32 protein-coding genes and 1 pseudogene are annotated in these 25,779 nt (G+C 70.7%); 14 read left to right on the top strand and 19 right to left on the bottom strand.

The window, feature by feature from the left end; all coding sequences use genetic code 11:
- Positions 1-67 precede the first annotated feature (67 nt).
- The 3 genes from VM306_RS25830 (at position 68) to VM306_RS25840 (ending at position 2,605) form a co-directional block, all read left to right on the top strand.
- A complete protein-coding gene (locus tag VM306_RS25830) occupies positions 68-1,099 on the top strand; it encodes an NAD(P)-dependent alcohol dehydrogenase (RefSeq protein WP_325519560.1) in 1,032 nt (343 codons plus the stop codon).
- 76 nt (positions 1,100-1,175) lie between these two features.
- Complete coding sequence (locus VM306_RS25835; protein ID WP_325519562.1) at positions 1,176-2,003, top strand: helix-turn-helix transcriptional regulator; 828 nt, start codon at positions 1,176-1,178, stop codon at positions 2,001-2,003.
- Positions 2,000-2,605: a short chain dehydrogenase gene (locus tag VM306_RS25840; protein ID WP_325519564.1), complete on the top strand. Its 606-nt coding sequence runs from the start codon at positions 2,000-2,002 to the stop codon at positions 2,603-2,605. Before VM306_RS25835 ends, VM306_RS25840 begins: the two co-directional genes overlap by 4 nt.
- Before the next feature lie 71 nt (positions 2,606-2,676).
- Here VM306_RS25840 and VM306_RS25845 read toward each other — a convergent pair whose 3' ends face one another.
- Both VM306_RS25845 and VM306_RS25850 read right to left on the bottom strand, forming a co-directional pair.
- The gene (locus VM306_RS25845) at positions 2,677-3,414 is read right to left on the bottom strand and encodes an SDR family NAD(P)-dependent oxidoreductase (protein ID WP_325519566.1); all 738 of its coding nucleotides are present in this window, start codon (positions 3,412-3,414) and stop codon (positions 2,677-2,679) included.
- Between the two features lie 17 nt (positions 3,415-3,431).
- Positions 3,432-4,286, bottom strand: coding sequence for an SDR family oxidoreductase (locus tag VM306_RS25850; RefSeq protein WP_325519568.1), 855 nt, complete (start codon positions 4,284-4,286; stop codon positions 3,432-3,434).
- 90 nt (positions 4,287-4,376) lie between these two features.
- Here VM306_RS25850 and VM306_RS25855 point away from each other — a divergent pair, with 90 nt between their 5' ends.
- From VM306_RS25855 to VM306_RS25870, 4 genes are read left to right on the top strand one after another with little or no spacing between them, the layout of a single operon-like run.
- Positions 4,377-4,931, top strand: a complete 555-nt coding sequence (locus VM306_RS25855) for a TetR family transcriptional regulator (protein ID WP_325519570.1) — start codon at positions 4,377-4,379, stop codon at positions 4,929-4,931.
- A gap of 60 nt (positions 4,932-4,991) precedes the next feature.
- A complete protein-coding gene (locus tag VM306_RS25860; protein ID WP_325519572.1) occupies positions 4,992-5,363 on the top strand; it encodes a hypothetical protein in 372 nt (123 codons plus the stop codon).
- 52 nt (positions 5,364-5,415) lie between these two features.
- A complete protein-coding gene (locus VM306_RS25865) occupies positions 5,416-6,012 on the top strand; it encodes a DsbA family protein (protein WP_325519573.1) in 597 nt (198 codons plus the stop codon).
- Positions 6,009-6,545, top strand: coding sequence for a vitamin K epoxide reductase family protein (locus VM306_RS25870; protein ID WP_325519575.1), 537 nt, complete (start codon positions 6,009-6,011; stop codon positions 6,543-6,545). The genes VM306_RS25865 and VM306_RS25870 overlap by 4 nt, the downstream gene beginning before the upstream one ends.
- Here VM306_RS25870 and VM306_RS25875 read toward each other — a convergent pair.
- Genes VM306_RS25875 through VM306_RS25885 form a run of 3 tightly spaced genes read right to left on the bottom strand, consistent with a single transcriptional unit; the run spans position 6,524 to position 8,228 of the window.
- Positions 6,524-6,964, bottom strand: a complete 441-nt coding sequence (locus VM306_RS25875; RefSeq protein WP_325519578.1) for a hypothetical protein — start codon at positions 6,962-6,964, stop codon at positions 6,524-6,526. The genes VM306_RS25870 and VM306_RS25875 overlap by 22 nt on opposite strands.
- Positions 6,961-7,494 (bottom strand): HAD-IA family hydrolase, encoded by a 534-nt coding sequence (locus VM306_RS25880; protein WP_325519580.1) that lies wholly within the window; start codon positions 7,492-7,494, stop codon positions 6,961-6,963. Before VM306_RS25880 ends, VM306_RS25875 begins: the two co-directional genes overlap by 4 nt.
- Complete coding sequence (locus VM306_RS25885) at positions 7,491-8,228, bottom strand: DeoR/GlpR family DNA-binding transcription regulator (RefSeq protein WP_325519582.1); 738 nt, start codon at positions 8,226-8,228, stop codon at positions 7,491-7,493. Before VM306_RS25885 ends, VM306_RS25880 begins: the two co-directional genes overlap by 4 nt.
- Before the next feature lie 74 nt (positions 8,229-8,302).
- On the opposite strand from VM306_RS25885, the gene VM306_RS25890 reads away from it, so the two are divergent.
- The 4 genes from VM306_RS25890 (at position 8,303) to VM306_RS25905 (ending at position 11,095) form a co-directional block, all read left to right on the top strand.
- Positions 8,303-9,466 carry an MFS transporter gene (locus tag VM306_RS25890; RefSeq protein WP_325519584.1) on the top strand — a complete coding sequence of 388 codons (1,164 nt, stop codon included), beginning with the start codon at positions 8,303-8,305 and terminating at the stop codon, positions 9,464-9,466.
- A 10-nt stretch (positions 9,467-9,476) separates the two neighbouring features.
- Complete coding sequence (locus VM306_RS25895; protein WP_325519586.1) at positions 9,477-10,163, top strand: RraA family protein; 687 nt, start codon at positions 9,477-9,479, stop codon at positions 10,161-10,163.
- A gap of 117 nt (positions 10,164-10,280) precedes the next feature.
- Positions 10,281-10,679 (top strand): VOC family protein, encoded by a 399-nt coding sequence (locus tag VM306_RS25900; RefSeq protein WP_325519588.1) that lies wholly within the window; start codon positions 10,281-10,283, stop codon positions 10,677-10,679.
- Between the two features lie 5 nt (positions 10,680-10,684).
- A complete protein-coding gene (locus VM306_RS25905; protein WP_325519623.1) occupies positions 10,685-11,095 on the top strand; it encodes a YciI family protein in 411 nt (136 codons plus the stop codon).
- A gap of 41 nt (positions 11,096-11,136) precedes the next feature.
- Here the strand turns inward: VM306_RS25905 and VM306_RS25910 are convergent, their stop codons facing one another.
- The 4 genes from VM306_RS25910 to VM306_RS25925 form a co-directional block, all read right to left on the bottom strand.
- Positions 11,137-14,292 (bottom strand): S8 family serine peptidase, encoded by a 3,156-nt coding sequence (locus tag VM306_RS25910; RefSeq protein WP_325519590.1) that lies wholly within the window; start codon positions 14,290-14,292, stop codon positions 11,137-11,139.
- A gap of 98 nt (positions 14,293-14,390) precedes the next feature.
- Positions 14,391-15,083, bottom strand: a complete 693-nt coding sequence (locus VM306_RS25915) for an aspartate/glutamate racemase family protein (RefSeq protein WP_325519592.1) — start codon at positions 15,081-15,083, stop codon at positions 14,391-14,393.
- Between the two features lie 8 nt (positions 15,084-15,091).
- The gene (locus VM306_RS25920; protein ID WP_325519594.1) at positions 15,092-15,646 is read right to left on the bottom strand and encodes a TIGR03086 family metal-binding protein; all 555 of its coding nucleotides are present in this window, start codon (positions 15,644-15,646) and stop codon (positions 15,092-15,094) included.
- 10 nt (positions 15,647-15,656) lie between these two features.
- Positions 15,657-17,111 (bottom strand): amidase, encoded by a 1,455-nt coding sequence (locus tag VM306_RS25925; protein WP_325519596.1) that lies wholly within the window; start codon positions 17,109-17,111, stop codon positions 15,657-15,659.
- Positions 17,112-17,182: 71 nt separating this feature from the next.
- Between VM306_RS25925 and VM306_RS25930 the strand changes: the two genes are divergently transcribed.
- Positions 17,183-17,764: a TetR/AcrR family transcriptional regulator gene (locus VM306_RS25930; protein WP_325519598.1), complete on the top strand. Its 582-nt coding sequence runs from the start codon at positions 17,183-17,185 to the stop codon at positions 17,762-17,764.
- Positions 17,765-17,774: 10 nt separating this feature from the next.
- Entirely contained in the window at positions 17,775-18,545 is a 771-nt protein-coding gene (locus VM306_RS25935; protein ID WP_325519600.1) for an AraC family transcriptional regulator, read from the top strand.
- On the opposite strand, the gene VM306_RS25940 is transcribed toward VM306_RS25935, so the two are convergent.
- Positions 18,538-18,960 carry a VOC family protein gene (locus VM306_RS25940; RefSeq protein ID WP_325519602.1) on the bottom strand — a complete coding sequence of 141 codons (423 nt, stop codon included), beginning with the start codon at positions 18,958-18,960 and terminating at the stop codon, positions 18,538-18,540. The genes VM306_RS25935 and VM306_RS25940 overlap by 8 nt on opposite strands.
- A 123-nt stretch (positions 18,961-19,083) precedes the next feature.
- On the opposite strand from VM306_RS25940, the gene VM306_RS25945 reads away from it, so the two are divergent.
- Positions 19,084-19,674 carry a LysE family translocator gene (locus tag VM306_RS25945; protein WP_325519604.1) on the top strand — a complete coding sequence of 197 codons (591 nt, stop codon included), beginning with the start codon at positions 19,084-19,086 and terminating at the stop codon, positions 19,672-19,674.
- 33 nt (positions 19,675-19,707) lie between these two features.
- Here VM306_RS25945 and VM306_RS25950 read toward each other — a convergent pair whose 3' ends face one another.
- From VM306_RS25950 to VM306_RS25990, 9 genes and pseudogenes are all read right to left on the bottom strand, one after another.
- Positions 19,708-20,958, bottom strand: a complete 1,251-nt coding sequence (locus tag VM306_RS25950; protein WP_325519606.1) for an RNA polymerase sigma factor — start codon at positions 20,956-20,958, stop codon at positions 19,708-19,710.
- A 7-nt stretch (positions 20,959-20,965) separates the two neighbouring features.
- Positions 20,966-21,196 (bottom strand): hypothetical protein, encoded by a 231-nt coding sequence (locus VM306_RS25955; protein WP_325519608.1) that lies wholly within the window; start codon positions 21,194-21,196, stop codon positions 20,966-20,968.
- Positions 21,197-21,258: 62 nt separating this feature from the next.
- Positions 21,259-22,095, bottom strand: coding sequence for an NAD(P)H-binding protein (locus tag VM306_RS25960; RefSeq protein WP_325519610.1), 837 nt, complete (start codon positions 22,093-22,095; stop codon positions 21,259-21,261).
- Positions 22,092-22,847, bottom strand: coding sequence for a TetR/AcrR family transcriptional regulator (locus VM306_RS25965; protein WP_325519612.1), 756 nt, complete (start codon positions 22,845-22,847; stop codon positions 22,092-22,094). The genes VM306_RS25960 and VM306_RS25965 overlap by 4 nt, the downstream gene beginning before the upstream one ends.
- Positions 22,848-23,074: 227 nt before the next feature.
- Positions 23,075-23,653, bottom strand: coding sequence for a hypothetical protein (locus tag VM306_RS25970; RefSeq protein WP_325519613.1), 579 nt, complete (start codon positions 23,651-23,653; stop codon positions 23,075-23,077).
- Between the two features lie 66 nt (positions 23,654-23,719).
- Positions 23,720-23,941, bottom strand: coding sequence for a hypothetical protein (locus tag VM306_RS25975; protein WP_325519615.1), 222 nt, complete (start codon positions 23,939-23,941; stop codon positions 23,720-23,722).
- Entirely contained in the window at positions 23,938-24,447 is a 510-nt protein-coding gene (locus tag VM306_RS25980) for a general stress protein (RefSeq protein ID WP_325519617.1), read from the bottom strand. Before VM306_RS25980 ends, VM306_RS25975 begins: the two co-directional genes overlap by 4 nt.
- 401 nt (positions 24,448-24,848) lie before the next feature.
- Positions 24,849-25,358 (bottom strand): GNAT family N-acetyltransferase, encoded by a 510-nt coding sequence (locus VM306_RS25985; RefSeq protein WP_325519619.1) that lies wholly within the window; start codon positions 25,356-25,358, stop codon positions 24,849-24,851.
- A pseudogene (locus VM306_RS25990) lies at positions 25,340-25,779 on the bottom strand (MFS transporter); the annotation flags it as partial. The gene VM306_RS25985 and the pseudogene VM306_RS25990, both read right to left, overlap by 19 nt.

Here is a 25,779-nt window from a genome sequence, read left to right on the forward strand (position 1 = left end):
GTCGGTTTACTTTGTGGCCGTGCGCGCGTACGTTGAAATAGACCGAACAGTCTGTTTGAGGAGCGTCATGCGAAGCACCACCGGCTGGCAGGTACAGGACCGCACCACGCTGGTCTCCACGCCTCTCCCCCGCCGCGATCTGCGCCGAGACGACGTCGCGGTGCGCATCGACTTCTGCGGGGTCTGCCACACGGACCTGCACGCGCTCCACTCGTACGAGGGCGGGACGCTCGTGCCGGGCCACGAGTTCACCGGCGTCGTGACGGAGGTCGGCCCGGACGTGACCGCCTTCCAGGTCGGCGACGCGGTCGCCGTGGGCAACATCGTCGACTCCTGCGGAGAGTGCGACATGTGCTCGGCGGGGCAGGAGAACTTCTGCCGCGAGTTCCCCACGCTCACCTACAACGGCACCGACCGCCACGACGGGACGACGACGCTGGGCGGGTTCTCACGCGAGTACGTGGTGCGGGAGAAGTTCGCCTACGCCCTGCCGTCCGGGCTGGACCCGGCGGCCGCCGCGCCGTTGATGTGCGCCGGGATCACCGTGTGGGAGCCGCTGCGCGCGTTGGGCGTCGGTCCGGGGATGCGCGTGGCGGTGGCGGGCCTGGGCGGACTCGGCCACCTCGCGGTGAAGTTCGCCGCGGCCATGGGCGCCGAGGTGTCGGTGGTGAGCCGGTCGGCGGGCCGTGAGGCCGAGGCGGTCAAGCTCGGTGCCCGCGACCTCGTCGTCTCGAGCGACCCGGACAGCGCGGCCGCGTCGCGCGACCGGTTCGACGTCCTGATCGACACGATTCCCGTCGCCCACGACCTGGCTCCCTACCTGAAGCTGGTGGCGATGGACGGGACGCTGAGCCAGGTCGGCTACCTCGGCTCGATCACCGTGGAGACGATGGACCTGCTCCTCGGCCGCAAGAAGCTCAGCTCCGGGGGCAGCGGCGGCATCCCCGCCACCGCCGCCATGCTGCAGTTCTGCGCTGAGCACGGCATCACCGCCGACGTCGAGGTCCTTCCGTCGGCTCGTGTGAACGAGGCTCTCGACAGGCTCGAACGGGGCGACGTGCGCCATCGGTTCGTGCTCGACCTGTCCGACCTGAGTTGACAGCGGGTCTCCACGCTCACGGAGGTGACCACGACAGGTGCAGGCACAGCGCGACGCGACCCTGCACCATGAAGTGGTGATCAACGATCTGGGTGGGTTCCTGCGCAGTCGCAGGGAACGTCTCAGTCCCGTCGAGGCGGGCATCGCGCCCGGCCACACCCACCGGCGGGTGCCGGGGTTGCGCCGCGAGGAGCTCGCGGAGCTGGCCGGGGTGAGCGTCGGCTACTACACGCGGCTCGAACGAGGGGTGAGCGGGAGCGCGTCCGCGGCGGTGATCGACTCGCTCGCGGCAGCGCTCCGGCTCGATCCCGCCGAGCACGACCACCTGCGCGTGCTCGCCGCGCCGCAGCGGCCGTCGAGGCCCGAGGCGCGCAGGAGCAGGGTGCGGTCGTCCGTGCGGGAGTTGCTCGCGGCGCTGACGACGCCGGCGGTGGTCATCGACCACCGGGCCGATGTGCTCGCGTGGAACCGTCTGGGTCACCTCCTCCTCGCGGGACACGTCGCGTTCAACGCGCCGGACGGTCGGGTGAGGCCGAACATCGCGCGGATGTTGTTCCTGGACCCGCACCATCGGGCGTTGTACCGCGACTGGAGGGCGAAGGCTCTGGTGACGACAGCCGCGCTGCACCAGGCGGCGGCACGGCATCCCGCTGATGCGGTGTTGGAGCGGTTGGTCGGGCAACTCGCTGTCGACAGCGTGGAGTTCGCACGGATGTGGGCGCGACGGCCCGTGAAGACGTGCTCGTACTACGTGCGCGAGATGGACCATCCTGTCGTCGGGCGGGTGACGTTGGCGAACGAGACCGTCACCTTGCCCGACGAGGACCAGCAGCTCGGTTTGTTCTACGCACGTGTCGGCACGGCCGACGCCGATGCGCTCGCGTTGCTCGGACAGCTGCGATGAAAGCCATCGTCGTAGGTGGTGCGGGCACGATCGGACGGCGGTTGGTGCCGGCCTTGCGCGCCAACGGACACGAGGTCGTCGTGGCCGGGCGGACGAGCGGTGACGTGCACGTGGACCTGGCCGTGCACGAGTCGATCGAAGCGATGTACCGGGATGTCGCGGAAGTCGACGCGGTGGTGTGCGTTGCGGCGCACGGTGCGCTCGACGAGTTCGCGACGCTGACGGTGGACGCACTGCACGAGAACATGCGGGCCAAGTTCTACGGGCAGGCCGACCTGGTGCTCACCGGGCAGCGCCACTGCGCGGACGGGGCGTCGTTCACGCTGACGTCCGGCATTTTCGCCGACCAGGCGTGGCGGGGCGTCACCGGCGGCGGCGTGATCAGCGGCGCGCTGCACAGCTTCGTGCTGTCGGCGGCGCTGGAGCTGCCGAGGGCGATGCGGATCAACGCGGTCAGCCCGACGATGGTCAGCGACTCCGCGAACGCGTTCTCCGCGTACTTCCCCGGCATGCGCCCCGTGCCGGTGGACGACCTGGTCGCGCATTACCTGACCTGTGTCGAAGGCGGCGAGACCGGCCAGGTGATCCGCGCCTACGGATAGGAGTTCGCCGGTCAGGACGGTCGCGGCCCGCAAGCGGTGACGTCTGCTCCTGGTCCGCCCGGCGACGCGGGTCAGGCGACCGGGCCGAGCAGGAAGCCGCCGTCGGCCAGCAGTTCGCTGCCGGTGGCGAAGCGGGCCTGGTCGGAGGCGGCGAACAGGACGAAGTCCGCGATCTCCTCCGGGCTCGCCTGCCGCGGGATGGCGAAGCCGCCGACCGGCACGATCTCGTTGCCGTCGGGGTCGTAGGCGAGCGGTGTGCCGATGATGCCGGGGTGCACGGCGTTGACGCGGATGTTGTCGCGGGCGAGCTCCTTGGCGGCGGCGCGCATGAGCCCGCGCAGGGCCCACTTGCTGCTGCTGTAGGCGACGAGGCCGGGTGCGGCGGTGAGACCGGCGACGGAGTTGACGTTGACGATCGAGCCGCCGCCCGCCCTGCGCATCGACGGGGCCGTGGCGCGGATGCCGAGCAGCGCGCCGGTGAGGTTGGTGTCGAGCACGCGCCGGAACTCGTCGAGCGCGATGCTCTCGGTGGTGCCGACGCGCAGGTAGGCGGCGTTGTTGACCAGGACGTCCACAGGGCCGAAGCGGTCCTCCGCCGCGGCGATCGCGGCGGCCCAGTCGGACTCGCTGGTGACGTCGAGCCGCACACCCAGCGCCGGGCCGTCGAGCGAGGCGGCGAGCTCGTCGGCGCCGGTGCGGGCGGCCACGACGGTGGTGGCGCCGGCCAGGGCGAACTGCCGGGACAGGGCGGTGCCGAGCGCTCCGGTGGCGCCGGTGACGAGGACGGTCTTGCCGGTGAAGTCGAACATGACGAGCTCCTTCTGGATCAGTTGGTGGCGAGCGCGTCGTCGGCGTCGGTGGAGTGGGCGAGGTCGCGTGCGGCTTCGAGGGCCTCGAGGCGGCCGCGCAGTGCGGCGGTTCCCAGCGCGTAGGCGTCCGAGCCCAGCGTCAGCCGCAGCGGCGCCTCGGCCTGGCCGGCGGAGGCGATGATCGCGGCGGCGATCTTCTCGGGGTCACCGGGCACGGGCAGCGGCGGCAGCTCGCCGGAGTAGACGCGGCGCAGCTGCCCGGACGGTCCGTCGGCGTACTCGGGCAGCGCGTCGCCGAGCACCGCGGCGCCCGCGCCGAAGTTCGTGCGGGCGAAACCGGGCTCGACCAGCGTCACACCGATGCCGAACGGCGCGAGCTCGGCGGCCGCCGACTCCCAGAAGCCCTCGATGCCCCACTTGGTGGCGTGGTAGAGGCTCATGGCGGGGAAGGCGACCTGCCCGCCGATGCTGGCGAGCTGGATGAACCGCCCACCGCCCTGACCGCGCAGGTGCGGGGTGGCGGCGCGGGCGAGCTGGATCGAGGCGGTCAGGTTGGTCGCGATCTGCCGGTCGATCTGGTCGTCGCTGAGCTCCTCCGCCGCGCCGAACAGCCCGTACCCGGCGTTGGAGACGACGACGTCGATCCGTCCGAGCTCGGCGAACGCGCGGTCCACGGTGGCGCGCAGTGCGGCCGTGTCGGTGACGTCGAGGCGTGCGCGCCAGAGCTGGTCGCCGTAGCGGTCGGCGAGGTCGTCGAGGGTCTCCAGCCGGCGGGCGGTGGCGGCCACGCGGTCGCCGCGCTCGAGCAGCTGCTCGGTGAGCTGACGGCCGAAGCCGGAGGACGTTCCGGTGATGAACCAGGTGCGGGTCATGTCTGCTCCTCCGTATGTAACTAACTAGATACATTCATACACGCCCGCGTCCACGATGTAAATACCCAGATGGTTATGTACGATCGGCGCATGCCACCCGACGCCACGGAGACCAAGCGGCGCCTCATGAAGGCCGCCATCGCCGAGTTCGCCACCTACGGCCTCGCGGGGGCACGGGTCGACCGCATCGCCGAGCAGGCCTCGGCCAACAAGCGGTCGATTTACATGCACTTCGGCGCAAAGGAGGAGCTCTTCGACCACGTCGTCGGCGACTGCATGGCGGAGCTCGCGCGGGCGGTCGCGGTCGACGCGGGCGACCTCCCCCGCTACGCCGGCGCGCTGTTCGACCAGCTGGAGACGCGCCCGCACGTGCGGCGCCTGTACCTGTGGGCCGGGCTGGAACGCCAGCAGCCCGTCGAGGCCGAGGTCGCCGAGTACCGGCGCAACGTCACCGCCATCGCCGCCGCCCAGGAGGCGGGCACGGTCCGGTCCGACATCCCGGCGATCGAGCTGCTGGCCATGGTGGTCGCGCTGGTGATCAGCTGGGATACCGCCTCCTGGTCGCTCAAGGCGCTGCGCGACGACGAGTTCACCGGCCGCAAAGCGGCGGTCGAGGCCGCTGTGGCGGGCCTGGTCCGGCCCTGACCGAGGCGTTCACGGCCGAGGTGGCCTTCACCGGGATCTGATCATCGCTACCCTGGACACGTGCCCGGCCCCACCAGCTCGCGAACCCGCGCGTACCTCGCGCGGGTGCTCGCCGTGCTCGCGCTGGTGGCCGGAGTCGCGATGATGCAGGGCACCCCGTGCGAGACCGAGTTCGCGTGGACCGCGCAGTGCCCCACCTCGTCGGCCACGGCCACGTTCGTCGCCGATCCGGTGGACGACGGGTCGTCGTTGCTCGAAGGCATCCTCGTCGCGGGCTGCTGCCTCGTGGTGGCGCTGGCGGTGCTGATCGGGTTCGCCGTGCTGCGCCGCTCGTCGTTCCGGGTTCAGCTGGTGCGCCTGCCCGCTGTCCCGTCTCCCCCGTCACGCCGGCTGGAAGTGCGGCTGGCGCAGCTCTGCGTGCTGCGCGCCTAGACCGACCCCGTTCCGCGGTCCTCGGTCCTTCCCGCACACGTGGAGTACAGCCATGTCGAAAAACGCACGCCTGTCCCTGGTCATCGTCGCCGTCGTGGCGGTGGTGGCCGCCGGTTTCCTGCTCTTCAGCCGCGACGACACGACCGCGCTGGAGAAGCCCGCCGACGGCAAGGTCACCGTCGTCGAGTACCTCGACCTGGAATGCCCGTCCTGCCGCGCCGCCCACCCCGGCGTCGAACGGCTGCGCGCCGAGTACGGCGAGCGCGTGACGTTCGACGTGCGGCACTTCCCGATCCCGAGTCACCGCAACGCCGAACTGGCCGCCGTCGCGGTCGAGGCCGCCGGGGCGCAGGGCAAGCGGGACGAGATGTTCCGGGTCCTGTTCGACGCCCAGCCGGAGTGGGGCGGGCAGCAGACGTCCCAGCGCCCGGTCTTCGAGTCGTTCGCCTCCCAGCTCGGCCTCGACGGGGCGGCCTTCTCGTCCGCGCTGGACGACGCCTCGTTGCGCGACCGGGTGCTCGCCCAGCGGGCGGAGGGCAGCAAGGCCGGTGTGCAGGGCACGCCGACGTTCTTCGTCAACGGCGTGAAGTTCACCGGCGCCCCCACCTACGACGCGCTGAAGGCGGCCATCGAGAAGGCGCTGTCGTGAACCGCGTCGTCGCGTGGGTGCTCGCGGTCGGCGGGTTCGTCGGCCTGCTCGCCTCGTCCGTGCTGACGATCGAGAAGATCGCGCTGCTCAAGGACCCGTTCTACATCCCGACGTGCAGCATCAACCCGGTGCTGAGCTGCGGCTCGGTCATGAAGACGGCGCAGGCCGAGGTGTTCGGGTTCCCCAACCCGTTGCTGGGCATCGTCGGCTTCACCGTCGTCACGACGCTGGGCGTGCTGCTGCTCGCGGGCGTCTCGCTGCCGTCGTGGGTGTGGATCGGGCTGCAGGTCGGGGCGACGTTCGGCGTGCTGTTCGTGCACTGGCTGATCGTCCAGTCGCTGTACGAGATCCGCGCGCTGTGCCCGTACTGCATGGTCGTGTGGGCGGTGACGATTCCGATCTTCTGGTACACGACGCTGCGGAACATCCGCCCGACGTTCCAGTACCACAGCGTCGTGCTGGTCCTGTGGTACCTGGTGATCGCGGTTGGGGTGCTGCAGGCGTTCTGGTTCTACTGGTCGTCGCTGGTCTGAGCGGTGGGGCTCGCCGGTTCGCGCCGGCGAGGCCCACCCATCACCGCAATGTCGACCTCGCCGCCGAATGACCGGACGGTGATCCGGCGGCCGCCGATGAGGAAGTCGGCACCCATGACCTCACCCACCTCGTCTCTCGACAGCGAAGCGGACACGACCTCCAGATCCGGGCCGGGCAGGATCGTCCTGACCGAAAAGGCGGTCGGCGGCCAGAAGTACTCGGGCACGCGGTTGTCCGCCCGTTTCTCGATCACCAAGGTCCAGTCGGTCCACACCGTGCAGACCAGGGAGCTGTCGTCGGCGAACGTGAGCTGCAATGCCACAGCAGCGCGGTCCTCGTCGTAGACGATCTCCGCGGCCTCCCGCACCGGGAGACCGACGGCGAAGCACGGGTCCACGGAGGCGGGGCGGCCGCTCACGACAGCACCGATCGCAACCCGGCGATCCCGGTGAAGTGGTGGCCGCGCATCCCCGCCTCCCGCGCGGCCTCCACGTTCTCCACCTTGTCGTCCACGAACAGGATCTCTCCGTCCCCGAGCCGCTCGCGGCACCACTCGAACGCGGCGCGTTCCGGCTTGGCGGCGCCGATCCGGCACGAGAACCCGCGCACCTCGAACAGGTCGAGCCACGCGTGGGTGCGTTCGAAGTCCTGGGCGTGGTCCTCGGGGATGTTCGACAGCAGCGCGATGCGGCAGCCGGCGTTGTGCAGCTCGTGCAGCAGCGCGACCATCTCGTAGTCGACGCGGCTCCAGCTGGCGACGTCCTCCTCGACCAGCGGCGGGTGGCCGACGAGCTGCCAGTACTGCGCAGCCGTCAGGTCGCCGCGGTCGTAGCCGGGGCGGTGGGCCCAGTAGGCGTCCCAGAAGGCCGGGTCGACGCTCATCGTGTCCATGACCTCGCGTGACTGGTCGCGGGCGATCACGCCGAACATGTCGAAGAGCACGATCATGCCGTCACCACCGTCACGCCCGCGGCCGTCAGGCCCTCGTCGCCGTCCGCGTCGGTCACCACGGCGTCCAGGGACGACGCCGGCGCGACGAAGGCCAGTGCGGTGCGGGTCAGCTTCGAGGCGTCGACGGCGGCGATCACCCGCCGGGCCGAGGCGATGGCGGTGCGTTTCACCGAGGCGTCCTCCAGGTCGAACGCGGTCAGGCCGTGCTCGGCGGACAGGCCGCAGCAGCCGATGACCGCGGTGTCGAAGCGCAACGCCTGCAGTGATGCGAGCGTCAGCGGTCCGGTCAGGGCCAGTTCGCCGGGGCGGGGGCGGCCGCCGGGGACCAGGAGCGTCAGCGTGGTGGACGACGACAGGGCGTTCACGGCGTGCAGCGACAACGGCATGAGGGTGAGGCGTCGGTCGTGCAGCAGGCGGGCGACCTCAAGGCACGTGGTGCCGCTGTCCAGGACGACGGACTCGCCGTCGGCGATCAACCCCGCGACGGCCAGGGCGATGCGGCGCTTGGCGTCCATGTTCTCGTCGGCGCGCAGTGCGAACGGGGGTTCGGAGCCGCGCAGGAGCAGGCTGCGGGCGCCGCCGCGGAAGCGTTCCAGGACGCCCTGCGCCGCCAGGACCTCCAGGTCGCGGCGGATGGTCATCTCGGAGGCGCCGGTGAGCGACGCCAGGTCCGCCACCCCGAGGGAGCCGGCGTCGCGGACCGCCTCGGTGATCTGCTTCAGTCGGGACACGGCCGTGATTGAACACGAGTGGTGTTCGATACTCAAGCTTTCGAACACGTCCTACGTTCGTTAGCGTGTGCCGCGTGAACGCTCTCAAAGCCGCGCGAGTGGCCACCTTCACCTACTTCGCCCTCAACGGGTTCCTGCTCGGGCTGTGGCTCGTCCACATCCCGACGGTCGAGGACCGCACGGGCATCAGCCACGCGGAGCTCGGCCGGTTGCTGCTGCTGCTCGGGCTGGGCGCGTTCATCGGCATGCGGATCGGCGGCAAGGTCACCGACCGGCTGGGCGTGAAGCTGGTCGTGCCGATCGCGGGTGTCGTGTGCAGCGTGACCGCGTTCCTGCCGGGTGTGGCCGTCAACCAATGGACGCTCGCCGCGGCGTTGCTCATCTTCGGCTTCGGCAACGGGCTGATCGACGTCAGCATGAACGCGCACGCCGTGGTGGTGGAGCGGCACTACAACCGTCCGGTGATGTCGGCGTTCCACGCGACGTGGTCGCTCGGTGGCGTGGCCGCGGCGTTGACCGGTGCGCGGACGTTGGGCTGGGAGCTCTCCCCCGCGACCACGCTCGGTGCGGCTGCTGTGCTCGGTGTCGTCGTCAGCCTCGCGACGGCCAGGCTCCTGCTCGACGAGAAGGAGGAGCAGCACGCCACCGAGGGGACCGGCAAGAAGCGCAAGGCGCCGCGCCGGATCTGGATCATGGCGGTGCTCGCCCTGCTGGTCATGCTGAGCGAGGGCGCGGCCAACGACTGGAGCGTGCTGCACCTGCAGGACGTCCTGAACGCCTCACCGGAGATCGCGGCACTGGCCTACGGCGCGTTCGCGACGACGATGACGGTCGGCCGGCTGCTCGCGGACCGCGTCACCGCGAAGATCGGGCCGATGGCGGTGCTGCGCTGGGGTTCGGTGATCGGTGCCGCAGGCATCGCGACGGCGGCGCTCTCGCCGTGGATCTGGCTGGCGCTGGTGGGCTGGGCGATCGCCGGGATCGGGCTCTCGGGCACGGTGCCGCAGCTGTTCAGCGCGGCGGGCCACGCGGAACCGGGCGCGGCGGGCGTCAACGTCTCGCGCGTCGCCGGCCTCGGGTACCTCGGCGTGCTCGCCGGGCCCGCGGTGATCGGCTGGCTGACGCACTTCGTGCCGCTCAACACCGCGTTCCTGCTGCCGGTCGCGCTGTGCCTGGTCGCGGCACTGTCCGCAGGCGTTTTGCGCACGGAATCCACCACGGAGCGAGTCTCGGCGTAAGACTGTCCGCATGGATCTTCCCCAGACAGATTTGGCAGCGTTGGACCTCACGACCGCGCACCTGGCCGACGCCTGCGTCCGGGCGCACATCCCGGTCCGCACGGTGGGTCTCAAGCCGGTCATCCCCGGCACGAAGACCGCCGGCCGCGTCCTGCCCACCCGGCACGCGGGCAGCGTGGACGTCTTCCTGGAGGCGCTCGGGCACAGCGAGCCCGGCGACGTGCTGGTCGTCGACAACGAGGGCCGCACCGACGAGGCGTGCGTGGGCGACATGGTCGTGCGGGAGGTGCAGAACGCCGGTCTGGCCGGCGTCGTGATCTGGGGTCTGCACCGCGACACCCAGGACCTCCGCGAGATCGGCCTGCCGGTCTTCAGCCTCGGCGCCAACCCGACGGGACCGCTGACCCTGCGCGACCGCGCGCCCGAGGCGCTGTCGACGGCCGAGGTCGACCAGTGGACCGTCACGACCGACGACGTCGTGTTCGGCGACGACGACGGCGTGCTGTTCCTGCCGTCGTCGCACCTGGAGTCGCTCATCGTCAAGGCGCAGGGCATCCGCGACGTCGAACGGGCGCAGGCGGAGCGGGTGCGGCAGGGTGAGACCCTGCGCAGCCAGCTGCGGTTCGACGAGTACCTCGGCAGCGGGCTCACGTTCCGCGAGCACCTGCGCAAGATCGGCGGCGCTGTCGAGGAGTGAGGCACGGCGGTCGCCGCAGGTCAGCGGCTCCGGTATGCGGGCAGCGAACCCGTGTCGAAAAACCTGTGAGCACTTCGACGGGTCCGTACAAGGCCACCGCTGAGAGGAACTCCTGAGATGGACTGGACCCTGGAAGTCATCGTCGTACCGGTGTCGGACCTGGACCGGGCGAAGCGCTTCTACGAGGAGCAGCTCGGCTTCAAGCTCGACCACGACACGACGTTCGGCGAGGACACCCGCATCATGCAGCTCACGCCGCCGGGCTCCGGGTGCTCGATCGTGATGGGCAAGGGCATCGTGAAGGGCGAGCCGGGCACGTTGAAGGGTGTGCAGCTCGTCGTGTCCGACCTGGAGAAGGCACGGGCGCAACTGGTCGAGCGCGGCGTGGAGGTCGGCGAGATCGTGCGCATGAGCGAGGCAGACGGAGGGTCGTTCATCTTCTTCGACGACCCGGACGGCAACAGCTGGGCCGTGCAGGAGATCAAGGCCCGCGCGACCGGTGGGGAGTGGAAGTGAAGTACATGCTGGTCAGCTACGGCGGCAACCAGGAGGACTGGGAAGGTCTCGCGGCGTGGGGCGACGAGGACCTGCACCGCATGATCGCCTACATGCGGGACCTGGACGCCGAGCTGCGCGCCACCGGTGAGCTGCTGCAGGCGGAGGGGCTGAGCGGGCCGGCGCGGGCGTTCGTGGTGCGGGGGTCCGACGACGGGCCGGTCGTGGTGGACGGGCCGTTCGCGGAGTCCAAGGAGGTCATCGCCGGGTACTGGGTGGTGGACGTCGACAGCCACGAGCGGCTCCTGGAGATCGCACGGAAGGCGTCGGCGTGTCCGGGGCCGGGCGGGAAGGTGCTCAACCAGCCGATCGAGGTGCACCCGATCATGGGTGCGCCCGACGTGGACCCGGACACCCTGGCGCCGTACGAGAAGTAGTGGAAGGTGAGGGGCCGGCAGGAGACCGGCCCCTCACCGGGTCACCTCAGGTCGTACGCGCGGAGGACGGTCTGCTGGACCTCACCGCCCGAGTCCGCCACCCGAGCCTTGAACGACACGTTCTTGGCGCCGTGCGGGTGGACCAGCGTGAGCTGCCAGCCGGCGCGCGTCTTGCGCAACGGCACCTGCTTCCACGTCTTGCCCTCGTCGTAGGACACCTGCACCGCCGGGTCCTTGACGTTGGTGATGGTGCCCGTCCCGTTGCGCTCCACCGTGATCGGCACGGTGAGCACGCGTCCGGCGCGGTTGGACGGGTCGAGCTTCGGGGTGAACCGCACCGCCAGCAGCGGCACCGGCACGTACAGGTCGCCGGGGACGAACTCCGAGGTGAACGTCCAGTCGGCCGTGACGCGCGAGGTGAGCGAGTCGCGGGCCGCCTCGGTGTGCACCTGGTAGCGCTTCTTCTCCGCCGGCACGTCCGGCAGGTAGGCGTACCCGGTCTCCGGCTCGTCGGAGATGACCTTGCCGTCGACCGTCACGGTGGTGCGGCCGGTGCTCGGGCTGTTGCCGTTCATGCCCTGCGCGCTGAACAGGGGCACGTCGACGCGCAGCAGGTTGCCCACGCGTCCCGCGTAGCGCACGTAGCGCGGGTCGTTCGGCACACCGGGGCCGTAGACGGCGCTGTTCCAGTGCTCGGTGACGGTCCTGCCGAGCTGGAACACGCGGGGCACGGCCGAGTACTGGTAGCCGAGGGCCGGGTACTCGCCCAGCTTCGTGAACTCGCCCAGCCCGCCCGCCCACGCGACGTCGGGCGTGTAGAACTCCTTCAGCTTCAACGGCAGCGGCCCGGAGGCGCCGTCGTCGCGCTGGCCGATGGAACCCGGCACGCGGGCGTGCGTGACGGAGTCGACGCGGGCCAGGTCGCGGTCCTTCACGGAGCGCTGGACGTTCGCGGGCACGCGGGTCTTCTCGCTGACCCGCACGTGGTACTGGTACGGGCTGCCGGCGAACGCGCCGTTGCCGTCCGGCTTGGCGAGCACGGACTCGGCGTAGAACTCGAACTTCGGCCACGACGTCTTCGACGGGCGGACGCGGATCGAGTCGAAGTTGGTGAGGTACCAGGTGCCGCCGGTCTCGCCCCAGTTGGCCTGCATGAGGAAGCCGAGGCCCGCGCTCACGCCCGCCGCGTCCTTCTGCTCCACCGAGATGGACGGCTGGGTGGCCTGCCGGGCGTCGAAGACGATCTCGGTGTCGCCGGTGACCTCCAACGCCGGCTCGGTGAGCGTGGTGGTCGGGCTGGGACCGGTCGGGTCCGGGTTGCGCGTGCTGATCGTGCCGTCGAGGAAGAACCTGCCCTTGGGCAGGCGCTGCACGAGCGTGCCGGACGGGTCGTGGCGGAAGTAGGCCTGGCGCTCGTCGATGTTGACGAACCGGTAGTCGTAGTACTGCGCCGGCTTGCCGTCGTGGTCGAGGAACGTCATCTTCACGTCGTAGCTCTCGACCTCCTTCACCACGCCGATCGGCACCCGCACACCGTCGGACGACAGCACGAACGCGCCGTAGACGCCGTCGGGCACGTTCGCCTTGGTGTCCGCGGTGACCGTGGCGTCGGCGCTGCCGCCGGCCGGGATGGTCAGCTTCGCCGGGGAGACGCTGAACAGGCCTGCCGCCGCGGGCTTCACGTCGGCGATGCCCAGGTCGACGGTCACGTCGGACGTGCCCTGGTTGCGGTAGGTCAGTTTCTGCGTGATGGGCGTATCGTCGTCGTGCGGCCACTGCGCGGTGCCCAGCGTGAGGCTGCCGTGGGTGGTGGACACCGCCGACGAGACCGCGCGGTCGACGTCGAGGCGTCCGGCGCCCTGCTCGTAGACGGTGAGCGACGGGTTGGGCTTGGCGCTGTTCATCAGCGCGGCCTTGATGTCCTCTGCCTTCCACGCCGGGTGCTGCGCGGCCACGATCGCCGCCGCGCCCGCGACGTGCGGGGTGGCCATCGACGTGCCGGAGACCGCGACGTGCCCCTCGTCGACCGGGGTGCCGATCTGGCCGTTCTTCGCCTTCGCGGCCACGATGTCGACGCCCGGCGCGGTGATGTCGGGCTTGACCGCGTTGTTGACCCAGCGCGGGCCGCGCGAGGAGAACTCGGCGAGCTTGTCGTCGCGGTCCACGGCGCCGACGGTGAGGGCGGCGTCGGCGGACGCGGGTGACCCCATCGTGCCGCCGGAGTTGCCCGCGGCGACCACGAACAACGCGCCGGTCTGCTCGGTGATGCGGTTGAGCGCCAACGACATCGGGTCGGTGCCCTCGTCCGGCCACGAGCTGCCGAGGCTCATGTTGATGATCTTGGCCTTGGTGGCGGCCCACTCCATGCCGGCGATGATGTCGCTCTCCATGCCGCCGCCGTAGTCGTTGAGCACCTTGCCGTTGACGAGCTTCGCGTCGGGTGCGATGCCCTTGTACCTGCCGTCACCGGTGACGATCGACGCGACGTGCGTGCCGTGGCCGAAGAAGTCGTCGGTGGTGGCGCTGTCGCTGAAGTTCTTCGACTCGACGACCGCGCCCGCGAGGTCCGGGTGCGACTCGTCGACGCCGGTGTCGAGGACCGCGACGGTGACGTCCTTGCCGGTGAAGCCCTTCGCCCACGCCGCGGGCGCGCCGATTTGCGCGGCGCTGCGGTCCAGCGATGCGGTGACCTTGCCGTCGAGCCAGATCCTGCCGGTGCCCGCCGCCCGCGCACCGGCCCAGAACCCGCCGTTCTTGTCCGCCTTCACCGCGTGCGCGCCGATGCTCGGCAACGCCTCGGCGTTCGCCGCGCTGATCCCCTGCCCCTGCACGATCAGCGGAACGGTCTTGCTGGAGGCGTCGTCGTAGCCGGATCTGGCGAGCAGCGAGATGTCGAACAGGCGCTCGTCGAGCTCACCGGAGTTGAGCCGCGCCTGGGCGTCGAGCGGGACGACGTGCAGGTCGCCCCGCGTGTCCTTGAACGAGCGGAAGCCGACGTTCTCCCTGCCCTTGGCGCCTCTGGCCTGGACGTGGCCGTTGACGACGGTGATCTCGTCGCCGGTCAGGAGCGTGACCTCGGTGCTGAGCCCGTCGGCCCGCACCGCCTGCTGCGGTGGTGGTGCCGCCGAAACGGGAACGGCTGCCGTGGCAGCAACCACGACAGCCGTCAGCCCTGCGGCGATGTGTGATCGTTTCAACGCGAACTCCCCTTAGGCTTCGCAGTGGAGGCTTGAGCCCTCAGTGAGGAAGACACTTCGGAGAGTTGGCGCGTTGCGACCTGAGTCACATCGCTTGTTCACAGATTTGTCTGGATCGCCCGTTCGACGGCCGCCTGGACGTGCAGCCGGGTCGTCGGGAACACCGGAAGCGGCACGTCAGCCTGGCCGATGAGCAGCTCGATCTCGGTGCAGCCGAGGATGACGCCCTCCGCGCCCTCGAACCGTGCGATCACGTCTTGATAGGCGCGGCGGGACTCGTCGCGGACGATGCCGAGGCACAGCTCGTCGTAGATGATCCGGTGCACGGTCGCGCGGTCCTCGGGTGAGGGGAGCAGCACCGTGAGCCCGTGGGACTCCAGGCGTTCGCGGTAGAACGGCTGGTCCATCGTGAAGCCGGTGCCGAGCAGGCCGACCGTGGTGAGGCCCGCCGCCTTGACCGCGGCCGCGGTCGTGTCGCCGAGGTGGATCACGGGGATGTCGACGGCGGCCTGCACCTGGTCGTAGACCTTGTGCATGGTGTTGGTGCAGATCAGCAGGAAGTCCGCGCCGGCGGCCTGGACGCCCGCGGCCGCGCCGGCGAGCACCTTGCCCGCCTCGTCCCACCTGCCCTCGACCTGCATGCGCTCGATCTCGGCGAAGTCGACGGAGTGCAGTACGACCTTGGCCGAGTGCAGCCCGCCTACCCGTTCCCGTACCAGCACGTTCGCGAGCCTGTAGTACTCCGCACTGCTCTCCCAGCTCATCCCGCCGAGCATTCCGATCGTCTGCACGGGACCAGTCAAGCACTCCAGCGCGGGTCGCGGCCCGTGGCGGCCAGGAGCCGCTCGAACGGCGTGGCGTCCGCCGGTGCTTCGACGGGTGCCCGGAAGACGTTCATCTCGATGGCCATCGGGCCCATCCGCTCGACGAGTGCGGCGACCTCGGTGAACACCTCCGGGTCCGGCTCGAAGCTCTGGCCGGTCGCCTTCGCGAGGTCCGAGACGTGGATGGTGAGGTCGAGCAGCGCCAGGCCGCCGACGACCGGCGCGGGCATGTTCATGGTGCCGGCGATGCCCTCGTCCGCGCCGGGCCGCCCCCACGCCTCGACGAGCTTCGCGGTCTCGGCCGGGTACCGCTCGCGCCAGTCCGGGTAGGACGGGGTGTGGCTGAAGTCGGCGTCCTGCTTGGCGGCGAGCTTCTGGAACTCAACGACGACGTGCAGCAGGTGGTCGAGCAGGGCGCGGACGTCGTAGTCGGCGCACGGGGTGGGTTGGGTGAGGTCGTCGTCGCCGATGGTGGCGATGACGGGCAACGCGTGGTCGCGGGCGCGGTCGAGCAGAACGCTGATCTTCATGGTCGCGAGGCTATTTCCGGGCGGCTCGGCCTTCTTGAAGAAACGCGCCAACCTGGCGGGGGTCGACCGGCGTGAGCACGCCGAGCCGCTCCTCGACCGCCTCGGCGGCGGCCAGGCAGAGGTCCTCGCGGAACGCGCGCCCGATGATCTGCACGCCGCACGGCAGCCCGTCGCTGAGCCCGGTCGGCACGGCGACCGCGGGAACACCGGCGAAGCTGGTCACCGCGCACAGCCGCATGGCGTCGGCGACCCGTTCCCGTCCCGCCTCGTCGCGGGACTCCAGGCCCGGTTCGACGGGCGGTTCGGTGAACACCGGTCCGAGCAGCAGCGGGTACTCGTCCAGGAACTCCGCCCAGGAGCGCCGGATGCCGAGCCAGGTGCCCATCAGCCTCATGAGCTCGGCGGCGTCCGCGGGCGGGGTCTTGTCCATGGCCATCTGGATGTAGCGGTCGCCGCCCTCGCCGAGCAGCGTCCGCACCACCGGCCAGGCCGGCGCGAACTCGGTCACGGTGATCCGGCCGTAGGCCTCGAGCGCCTCGGCCAGACGCGGGACGTCCGCCACCTCCCGCACGTCGTACCCGGCGTCGCGCAGAGCGCCCGCTGCCGCCGTGACGGCTCCCCGGACCGCGGGGTGGACGCCACGACCGCCGGGATCGGCGACGACCGCGACCTTGACCGGCCCCGGCAGCGGCTCGCCGTACAGGGGAGCCGGCACGGCGCGCGGGTCCCGCGGGTCGGTGCCGGCCAGCACCTCGAACGCCAGGCGCAGGTCAGCCACGGTGCGAGCCAGTGGCCCGTCGGTGACCAGCATCTGCGAGGCCGGTCCGGGATCGTCCCGGCCGAGGACGCGGTGGTCGGCGGGGAACCGCCCGGTGGTCGGCTTCAGGCCCGTCACGCCGCAGAACGAGGCCGGGATCCGCACCGACCCGCCGGAGTCGTTGCCGAGACCGAGCGCGGCCATGCCGGTGGCCACGGCCACCCCGTCCCCTCCGCTGGAGCCTCCCGGGGTCCGGCTCGGGTCCCACGGGTTGACGGTGTCCCCGAACAGCTCGCTGCGGGTGTGCATCCCGGCCAGGATCAGGGTGGGCACGTTGCTGTGGCCGATCGGGATCGCCCCGGCCGCACGGAGCCGTGCCACCGGAGGCGCGTCCGCCGCCGCCACGAGGTCGCGGAACCGGGGTGTGCCGAGCGTGGTCGGCACACCTTCGACCGGCGTGGACTCCTTGACCGTGAACGGCACGCCTGCCAGCGGCCCGAGCACCTCGCCCGCGGCCCGCCGCCGGTCCAGTTCGGCGGCGGCCTCGCGGGCTTGCTCGGCCATCAGCTGCGTGACGGCGTTGACCTGCGGGTTGACCTCCGCGATGCGGTCCAGGTGGCTGTCGATGAGGTCGCGTGCCGACATCTCGCCGCGGCGGACCGCCTCCGCCTGGTCAGCAGCCGTCATCGCCCACAAAGCGTCGTGCATCGCGCTCCCCCGTCCCCGGTGCCGACATGGCATCGATACGATCGTATCGGAACAGGGAGGGGCGACCGCGCATGCCCAGACAGGTGGACTACGAGGACCGGCGGCGCCGGATCGCCGAGGCCGTGTGCCTCCTCGCCGACGAACACGGCCCGGAGGGGGTGAGCATGCGCGACGTCGCCGCTCGCGCCCAGGTCTCGGTCGGCGCCGTCCAGCGCTGCTTCCGCAGCAAGGAGGAGATGCTCCTGTTCGCCGTCGACCACGTCGGCGACCGCATCACCGAACGCGTGAGGGCACGCTTGGCCGCGAACCCCGCCCACGCCCTGGGGCACGCGGTCGACGAGATCGCCCTGCTCCGCGAGGAGCACCGGGCCGAGGCGCGGATCTGGCTCGCGTTCATCGCCCAGGCCGCCGTCAAGGAGCCGCTCGCCGGCCCGTTGCGGAACAGCTACGCGGCCCTCCAGGACCTCCTCGCCCGCCTGGTCGCGGAGTCCGCCGGGAACGGTTCGGCCGACCCGCGGGCCGAGGCCCGTGCCCTGCTCGCCCTCGCCGACGGTCTCACCACCCACGTGCTCATCGGTCACCTGACCGCGCAGGAGGCCGAGGAAGTGCTGAACACGCACATGGCCGGGCTGCGGGAACGCCTCCGCAACTAGGATCTGCGGCGTGCAGGGGCCGCGTCGTGACACTCGGGGGATCGTGGACGCGCGGGAGCTGTTCGCCCGTGTCCGGTTCCGCCGCCGTGTGCCGTGCGTGGAGCTGCGGCCCTATCTGGAGCACTACTGGCTGATCGACGGTCAGCTCGACGAGCCGTACACCTCCTACGTGGTGCCGCATCCGTCCGTGAACGTCGTCTTCGAACACGGGTACGCGCAGCCGGAGATCGCGGGCGTCGGGCTCGGGTTGTTCAGCCGGGTGCTGGACGGGCGGATCCGGGTGGCGGGCGTGCAGTTCCGTCCGGGCGGGTTCCGGCCCTTCCGCCCCGAGCCGGTGTCCGAGTGGACGGGCCGGCACGTGCGGCTCGACGTCTCCTCGTCGGTGGTGCTGGACGTGGAGGACGAGGACGAGCGGGTCGCCGCGCTGGACTCGTTCCTGCTGGGGATGCGACCGGTGCCCGATCCGCAGGCGGCGCTGGCGATGGACCTGGTGCAGCGGATCCGCGACGACCGGGACATCCGTCGGGTCGCGGACTTCGCGCGGTCGTGCGGTGTGGCGGTGCGGACGATGCAACGGCTCTTCGCGGACTACGTCGGGGTGAGCCCGAAGTGGGTGATCCTGCGGTACCGGATCCACGAGGCGCTGGAGCGCGCCGAGTCGGAGGTGGAGTGGTCGCGGCTGGCGGCCGACCTCGGGTACAGCGACCAGGCCCACCTCGTGCGGGACTTCACCCAGACCGTCGGCGTCTCCCCCACGGCCTACGCCCGCGCGCTCAGCTGAAGTACTCGCACAGCTCGACGAGGATTCCCTCGGGGCCGCGGACGTAGCAGGTCCGCAGGAGGTTCTCGTACGTCTCGACGTTCCTGACCACCTCGGCGCCGTGCGGCTTCAACCGGGCGAGCGTGTCGTCGAGGTCGTCGATGACGAAGGCGACGTGCCGCAGGCCCAGGGCGTGGATCGGCGCGTGCGAGCCGCCGTCGATGCTCCGCGGGGTCTGGAACTGGCTGAACTCGATCCGGTACCGGTCGTCCGGCGTCCTCAGCATCGCGATGTCGCTGGTCGAGCCGTCGAGTCCGATGACGCCGTCGACGAACTCGCCCTCCATGTGCGCCTTGCCTTCGAGCTCCATTCCGAGCTCCTCGAAGAAGGCGACGGCGGCGGCGAGGTCGGTGACGGTGATGCCGACGTGGTGCATGCACTTGATGGTCATGTCCGGGGGACGGAGCGGCGGGCGCGTTCTCGACATCGGAAGTGGTCCAGTTTCACGGGTGCTTTGTGGCTCTCCTGCCTGGACCGCTTTGACGGCAGAGTGCACGGCATGAGCCTCGCATTCCTGGTCACGACCTTGATCGCGGTCGCCACCCCCGGCACCGGTGTGCTGTACACGCTGTCCGCCGGTCTCGCGCACGGGCGCAAGGCGAGCGTGATCGCCGCGTTCGGCTGCACGCTGGGGATCGTGCCGCACGTGCTGGCCACCGTGACGGGGCTGGCGGCGTTGCTGCACGCGAGCGCGGTCGCTTTCGAGGTCGTGAAGTACCTGGGTGTCGCGTACCTGGTCTACCTGGCGTGGGCGACGTTGCGGGACAAGAGCGAGCTGGTCGTGGACACCGCTCAAGCACCGGCGTCGGCGCGGAAGATCATCGTGTCGGCGGTGCTGGTCAACTTCCTGAACCCGAAGCTCACGATCTTCTTCGTGGCGTTCCTGCCGCAGTTCGCGACGGGGTTCGGGCACATGCTGACGCTGAGCCTGGTGTTCATGGCGGTGACGTTCGCCGGCTTCGCCGTCTACGGGGTGTTCGCGGCGGCGATGCGCGACCGGGTGCTGGCCCGGCCGCGCGTGACGGTGTGGCTGCGGCGGTTCTTCGCGGCGTCGTTCGCCGCGCTGGGCGTGAAGCTCGCCCTCACCTAATGGTGTGACCCGGCCCGTTGGCGGGCACCTTCACTAACCGCAGGCGGCGGCCCGGTCGAGCAACAGCGCCTTCTCGGCCTCGTTGCGGGTCAGCGAGGCGGCCTTCTCGAACTCCGCCTTGGCCTCCGTCGCCCGGCCGAGCTTCGCGAGGAAGTCGCCCCGCACGCTCGGCAGCAGGTGGTAGCCCTGCAGCGCCTTGTCGCCCGCGATCTCGTCGACCAGCGCGAGGCCGGCGGCGGGACCGAACGCCATCGACAGCGCCACCGCGCGGTTGAGCTCGACGATCGGGGACGGCGAGATCCGCGCGAGCACCTGGTAGAGCGTGGCGATCTGCTGCCAGTCGGTGTCCTCTGCCCTGCGCGCACGGCCGTGGCACGCGGCGAGGGCGGCCTGCACGTAGTAGGGGCCGGGTGGCTGGTTCAGCGCTTCGGCGCGTTCCAGGGCTGTGAGGCCGCGGCCGATGAGCAGCCAGTCCCACTTGCCGCGGTCCTGCTCAAGCAGCAGCACGGGCTGGCCGCCGGGGCCGGTGCGGGCCCTGGCGCGGGAGGCCTGGATCTCCATCAGCGCGACGAGGCCGTGGACCTCGGCCTCCTTCGGCGCGAGCTCGGCGAGCACGCGGCCCAGCCGCAGCGCTTCCGCGCAGAGCTCGGGGCGCATCCAGTCGTCGCCCTGGGTGGCGGAGTAGCCCTCGTTGAAGATCAGGTAGATCACCTCGAGCACGGACGCGAGCCGGGGTGCGAGGTCGGGGCCCTCGGGGACCTCGAACGGGACACCGGCGTCGGCCAGGGCCTTCTTGGCGCGCACGATGCGCTGGGCGACGGTCGAGTCGCTGACCAGGAACGCGCGGGCGATCTCCTCGGTCTTGAGGCCGCCCAGCATCTTCAGCGTCAGCGCGACGCGCGCCTCGGTGCCCAGGACGGGGTGGCAGGCGGTGAAGATGAGGCTCAGCAGGTCGTCGCCGATCTCGTCGTCGATGCCCTCGCTCGCGTCCGGGGTGGCCTCCTGGACGTCGCGGCCGATCTCCTCGACCTTGCGGGTGAGGTTCTCGCGGCGGCGGATCTGGTCGATCGAGCGGCGCTTGGCCGTGGTCATCAGCCAGGCGCCGGGGTTGCGCGGCACGCCCTCGGACGGCCACTGCTCCAGTGCGGCGACCAGCGCGTCCTGGGCCATCTCCTCGGCGAGTCCGACGTCGCGCGTGAACCTGGCCAGCGCGGCGATGACCTTCGCCGACTCCATCCGCCAGACCGCGTCGATGGTGCGGTGCACCGAAGTAGTGGCCCCCATGGGGGCATCAGACCACAGCCACCTGACGTATTTCCACGACGCACGCCGGAAGGGGGATGCGCCGGACCCGCTCCACCGCCTCCTCGTGGCTGCGGACGTCGATCAGCCAGAACCCGGACACCCCGCACGCGCCGGGCACGAGGTCACCGGCGTCGAGCAGGACGCCCGCGCGCAGCAACGCGTCCCGGTGCCGTGCCGCCAACGACCCCGGGCTCCTGACGAACACCATGAACCGCACGGGACCTCCTCGTTCGCTCCTACGGGGACGTCGAACGAGGAGGTGCCGGAATCGACGCGGGATCAGGGGCGGAAGTCGTCCACGTGGTCACGCGCCCACTGGGTGAACGTCCGGTACGGCCTGCCTGTCAGCCGTTCGCAGTCCGGGGAGACGACGAACTGGTAGTCGCTGAAGTCGTCGGGGTCGCCGCCTTCGTAGCCGGCGATGCCGAGGACGTAGCGGGCGATCTCCTCCGGCCAGCCGACGCTGACGTAGTAGGCGAGCGCCTCCTCGGTGGTGACGTCCTGGAACGTCAGCTCGCGCCCGAGTGCCGCCCCGAGTGCCTTCGCCATGTCCCGCTGGGTGATCGGCGGCGGTCCGGTGAGGTCGTAGGCCTTGCCGGCGTGACCGTCCTCCAGCAGGACCTCGATCGCGGCGTCGGCGATGTCGGCCTCGTGGATCGGCTGCCCGAGCGCGTCCGGCTGGGGGTGCACGATCGTGCCGTTCTCGCGGATCGACGGCGCCCACAGGTCGATCTTGTTGATCGCGAACTCGCCGGGCCGCAGGTGGGTCCACTCGACGCCGGACGCCTCGACGGCCTGCTCCACCGGCAGGTGGTGGCTGGTGTCGTAGCCGTGGGTCACCGCGCCGCTGGACAACGTCACGATCCTGCGCACGCCCGCCTTCACCGCCCGGTCGACGACCTCCCGCGCGGTCGGCGGGTGCACGAACAGGTACAGCTTCTCGACGCCGTCGAACGGGATGCCGTCCGGGTCGTCGAGGTCGCCCCGCACGACCTCGACGGTCTCCGGGAACCTCGCTTTGGCCGGGTCGCGCGTCATCGCCCGCACGTGGCCCGTGAGGCCGGCGACCACCAGTCGGCCGACGTTGCCCGTCGCACCGGTCACCAGGATCGTCATCGCAAGCTCCCTTCGATCCCGTCGAGCAGCTTCTCGAGCCCGTAGTCGAACGAGGACCGCACGGTGTCCGCGAGCGTGCCCTCGGTGTCGTAGGCGCCGGCGTTCCACAGCGTCGTCATCGTCGGAAAGCGCTCGACGTCGAAGTAGTCGTCCCAGAACACCTGCCGCGCACCCCACCACGAGTCACCGGACTCCCCGGTCGACTCCGCGAGCTGCTGGTCGTCCACCTCGGACGCCGCCGCGCCGTGCACGAACCCCTCGACCGCGACGTGCGCGACGGTGACCCCCCTCGGCTCGAGCCCGGAGTCGGCGAGCGCGGCCAGCACGAACTCCTGGCCGTCCATCAGCCCTGGCCCGAGCGGCGGCCGCACCATCGACACGTCCCGCATCCACGGGTGCCGCTGGTAGACCGCACGCGTGCGGTCGGCGTAGTGCTTCACGCGCTCACGCCACGTGCCCTCGGGCGTGAGGTCGCGTTCCTGCAGCACGGTGTCGACCATCAGGTCGATCAGCTCGGCCTTGCCGGGCACGTGCGTGTAGAGCGACATCGTCCCGACGCCCAGCTCCTGCGCGACACGCGCCATCGACATCGCGCCGAGCCCCTCGCGGTCGGCCACCGCGATCGCCGCGGTGACGATCTGGTCGACGCTCACCTTGGCCTTCCTGCCGACCGGCTTCGGCTCCGGCGGCCTGCGCCAGAGCAGCGCGAGCGTGCGGGCCGGGTCTCCCCCGCCGCTGCGTTCCGCGGCCATCCGTCCACCCCATTTCCGTAGGACATACGGAAACAATACCGTACGCGCTACGGAAATAGTGGATCGTCGAGCACGCGGCGATGCCGAGGCTGCTGCACGCAGATTCCGCGAGGTCGCGGCAGCGATCCCCTCCGGCCGGATGAGGAACACGCGTTCGTCGTCCCGCCGAGAGGAAGGAGCCCCAAGGGGAAACAGGGCGGCGGGTTTCGCGGGCCCGCCGCCCTCGCTCAGTTGACGTACCAGGTGACGTGGACGCTGGTAACCGACACGTCCTTCAGTTCCGCGCACACCTCGCGCACGGCTACCAACCCGGTTCGACGGCACATCCGCTCGTCGCCGTAAAGCGGACGAGCGGCCGTGTAACCGTGCGACGCCAAGTGCGCGCGCATCATCTCGTGTGCCCGGTCGCCTGCCGCGTCGGCGTCGCGCGAGCAGCCGCCGGAACCGCACCACCCGTCGCCCTCGACGACTCGCAGGCCCTGCGGGCCGGGCAGCACGCCTTCGTCACCGGGCGGGGCCTCCATCTGGACGACCGCGACGACTCCCGCGACCACGAGGCCGCAGACGACCATCGCCGACAACGCCAGCAGGCCCGGCAGCCGTCCCATCACGACCAGCCGCGCTCCGCACACCGCGGCGACGAGCAGCGGCAAGAGCCAGAACGTCTCGACGAACGACGGCACCCACCGCCCGGACCACCCCAGCGCACGTGGCACGACGAACCACGCGACCAGCGCGAGCACGACCACCCCGACGACCACCGCCGACCGGTGCCGCGCACGAGCCTGCTCCCCCACGTTCGACATGCCCGCCAGTAAAGCGGAGACGCCGCCCCGTGATCGGGACGGCGTCTCCTGTGGTGGGAGCGAGGTTCAGGCTGCCAGGTCGGCCCTGGCCGGTTCCAGCAGCAGCTGCGCGACCCGCAGCTGACGGGCGGCGGCTCGCAGGTCCTTCACGATCTCGGCCACGTCGTGGCCCAGGTCGGTGTCGGCCCGCGAAGCCAGCGAGGAGGCCTGAGCGCCCAGCCGGGCACTCGTCTCGCGGATCTCGTCGAGCGCGGTGCGCAGCTCGTCGACCGTCAGCGGGGTGCTCATGAGCGCCAGGCCAGCGAGGTCAGCATCTCCCTGCCGCGCTCGGCGCTGCGCGGGTTGCTCAGCACGTCGTAGCGACCGGCCACGAGCTGCGTGGTCGAGGCGAAGTCGCGGCGGCCGCGCGTGGCCGCGTAGCGGGTGGCGGCGCTGGCCAGGCCGAACACCGTACCGACGACCAGGCCCGTGACGATCGGGGCGAGAGCGCCGCCGGCTGAGAACAGGCCCAGCAGCAGGCCGACGAACAGACCGAACCAGGCTCCCGACGCGGCACCCGCGCCGAGCACGCGGCCCCAGGTCAGGCGGCCCGTGACGCGTTCGACGATCATCGGCTCGATGCCGACGATGGTGACGTCGGCGACCGGGAAGTCGTTGTCCGCCAGGTGGTCGACCGCTCGCTGCGCTTCCTCGTAGGTCGCGTAGGAACCGATCGGCCAGCCCGAGGGCGGCGTGGGCAGTGCGTTGACGCCAGTGGAATTGGCTCCGGTGGCGAACGGAGTCGCGGTGGTCATTTCCAACACCTCCGAATTGCGGTCCCTACACCTGGTATTACGAACGCGCCCGCTCCGTTGTTCCCGAAGTTGAGCCGATGTGACTCAGCTCCCCCCGGTAAGCATGATGTCCAGCGATTCCAGCGTTTTCGCGAGGTCGTCCACCTGAGAATTCTCAGGTTCGGATCCCGCCGTGTGCTTCTCCAGCGCCCAGCGGCGGTCCTCACCGCGCAACCGGTGCGGCCACCCGCCTGGTCCACGACCGCGCCGTCGGCGAGCGGCATCGGCGTCGACGAGGTGACGGAACACGGCCGAGCCTCACGTCGATGTTCTCGAACGGAATAGCGCGTACATGCGCCTCATGTAACTCCGTCAGCGAACTCGACGCAGACGCGCCCGTGCGCGCGAAGTACGCGTCTAAGTCAGATTTTTCCGCCTGGCACATGACGTTCCCCCTGTGTTCGCAACCATTCCTCCTTTGTCAGCGCGTACTCGACCTCTCCGCATTCCGAGCCGGGCAACGGATCGGGGAAGTCGACGTGGAACGTGCGGACGTGCCTCAGCCCGCACTTCTCCATCACGCGCCGAGAGCCGGCGTTGACGAACATCGTGGTGGCGACGACGCGCCGCACACCGCCGACGGTGAAGCCCCGGTCGATCAGCGCCGTGGCACCCTCGGTGGCGTAGCCGCGGCCCCAGAACTCGCGGTGCAGCCGGTAGCCGAGCTCGACGACGCCGGTTCCGGCGAACTCGAACCAGCCGGCGAACCGGCCGGTCGCCTTCTCGACGGCCGCGTGGAAGCCGTCACCGAGGTGGTTCTCCACCGGCGCGGGGTCGAGGTACCGCATGACCTCGGGGTCGGCGTGCAGTGCGAGCAGCGAGTCCACATCGGACTCGGTGAGGGGGCTCAGCGTCAGGCGTTCCGTTTCCACGAGGGCATCGTGGCGCGGGTGTCCACCGGTTTACCGCACTTCAGCGACGCGAACGCCGCCACCAGGCACAGCACGATCGCGAAGCCGAACGCGATGGCGAGCCCGTGTGCGAACGGCGCGGAGATGAGGCTCGGGAAGAACCCGCGCCCGGTCAGGAACGCGGCCTGGTCCGGCGGGAGCGTCGCGAGCTGGTCGCCTAGCAGCTGCTGGATCGGGTTGTAGCCGAGGAACGCCGCGAACAGCACGGCCACCGCGGGCAGCGAGGCGACCTGGGCGGCGGAGGCCGGTGGCACGCCGTGCTCGACCAGGCCGGTGCGCATCGCGCCGGGCAGCGACTGGGAGAACCCGACGATGATCAGGCTGAAGAAGAACCCGATCGACAGCACCGTCGCGGTGTTCTGGAAGGTGGTCATCATGCCGC

It is taken from the genome of Lentzea sp. (genome assembly GCF_035525475.1).
GTDB lineage: Bacteria > Actinomycetota > Actinomycetes > Mycobacteriales > Pseudonocardiaceae > Lentzea.